The 1,874-nt window shown below is 59.4% G+C and carries 1 protein-coding gene; it reads right to left on the bottom strand.

What is annotated here, in order from left to right; translation table 11 throughout:
* Positions 1–234: 234 nt before the first annotated feature.
* Complete coding sequence (ltrA, locus tag ACOJB8_RS40990) at positions 235–1,398, bottom strand: group II intron reverse transcriptase/maturase (protein ID WP_475017948.1); 1,164 nt, start codon at positions 1,396–1,398, stop codon at positions 235–237.
* Between the last annotated feature and the right edge of the window lie 476 nt (positions 1,399–1,874).

The following is a 1,874-nucleotide window of genomic DNA, read 5'->3' as shown; positions in this document are numbered from 1 at the left end:
TTAGGTGTTAGGTGAGTAGCCCACGGGAATCGCACCCGCAGGCCCTCGCAGAACCGGACGTGAATCTCTCGATTCATCCGGCTCCTATTGCCCACCGTTTTGCGCCAGAATCCAGTGAGCAAACAGACCCGGCTGCTGATGTCTGATCTTGACCATCAGCTCCCGTGCCCGACTCGCTTTATCCTTTAGGCGCTTGTATTTCCTGCGCACCCACCGCACCAGGTACTGATCCAACTAATCGAACACCGCGTACAAAGCCGAACGATAGAAGCGGCCATAGTATTTCAGCCACCCTTTGAGCACAGGGTTGATCTCCTGCGCCAGGTCCGTCAATTCCACAGTGTGTCGGCAATGCAGTCGCCATCGACGCACTGTCTGGCGAATGGCTTTGGCCGCTGTTTGGCTGATCGCAGGCAGGAAGCTCACGAACACCGTACCAGCGCGCGATCTTGCGAGTCGCGGTCGGAAACAGAAGCCCAGGAAGTCAAACTGATGAACGCTAAAGCGCTCCCGCCGATTGTCATCGCGACAGTAGACGACTTTCGTCTTCTGTGGATGCAAGGCAAGTGAGCACTGCGCCATCCGTTGCTCCAGGGCTGCCTTAAGCGCCTCCGCCTCCGCAAGGGTGCGACAGTGGCAAACTACATCATCGGCATAACGTTCGAACGGCACGCCCGGGTAGTTGCGGCGCATCCATTCGTCGAACACATAGTGCAGAAACAGATTGGCCAGCAACGGACTGATGACCCCGCCTTGCGGTGTGCCAGCCTCCCGCTGCTGCGTAGTGCCGTCTGCCAGACTGACCGGAGCCCGAAGCCACCGCTCAATGTACAGAAGCGTCACTCTGCACTTCGTATGATGCCGTATCGCCTTCATCAGCAAGGCGTGATCGATGGAATCGAAGAAGCCCTTGATGTCGAGATCAAGCACCCAGGCATATTGCCAACAGCGCACGCGCGCCACGGCTACTGCCTGATGTGCCGACCGACCCGGCCGGTAGCCGTACGAGTCGGGATGGAAGCGAGGTTCCAGTTGCGGCTCAAGACGCTGTTTGACCACCATCTGCGCCACCCGGTCGGCGACCGTCGGTATCCCCAACGGTCGCACGCCCCCGCCTGCCTTCGGGATCTCCACGCGTTTGACCGGTGGAGGTTGGTAGCTTCCCGAGGCCAGCCGATTCCAGAGTTTGTAAAGGTTGTCAGCCAACCTCGAATCGAACTCTTCGATCGTCTGCCGATCGACTCCTGCAGCGCCCCGGTTGGCCTTGACCTTCTTGTAGGCCTCCCACACTTCGCGCTTGGAAACATCAAACGGTTTGGCATGCCGCGACAGATCCTCCCGTTGCCGGTTGTCTGCCTCGTCTTGCCGGGCAACGTCGCCCCTTCGGTCCAGCCCCATTACAGGGCCTTCCTCCCTACTACGGACGACTCCGCCCCTGTGCCGCGCATCGGTACTCAGGCTCTTGCAGGGGCTGCCTGCTTGAGCTTCTCCCTTCGCATCGCGACGACAGGTTCCTACGTTCCTCATTGAAGCCTGCGCTGGCGTCACGCCACCTTCATGCCGGACGCCAGACAGCCCGTCAACAGGCTCCGTCTGTCCTTGTCCCGGGGCATCCATACCCCCCGGTTTTGGCGTCATCATGGGGTTTCGACACGTCATCAGTGGTTCACTCGCGTTCGTCTCACCAGCACTCATCTGACAGAATTTCTCTCCGCCTTTTCCTCAACGCTCACCACGCGGACTCTTTACCCGCGCAGCTTGAGGTGATTTGAAGCCAACTCCTGCAAGCCGACTTCGAGGGGCCTGCCCTCATCTTCAATAAAGCATTGCTCGCGCAACCGCTGCGCTCGCATTCGTAGCACACTATGGACGCC

The organism is Paraburkholderia sp. BR10141, from assembly GCF_056155635.1.
The sequence above is the reverse complement of the archived record's forward strand: the minus strand, read 5'-3'. Positions and strand labels throughout refer to the sequence as shown.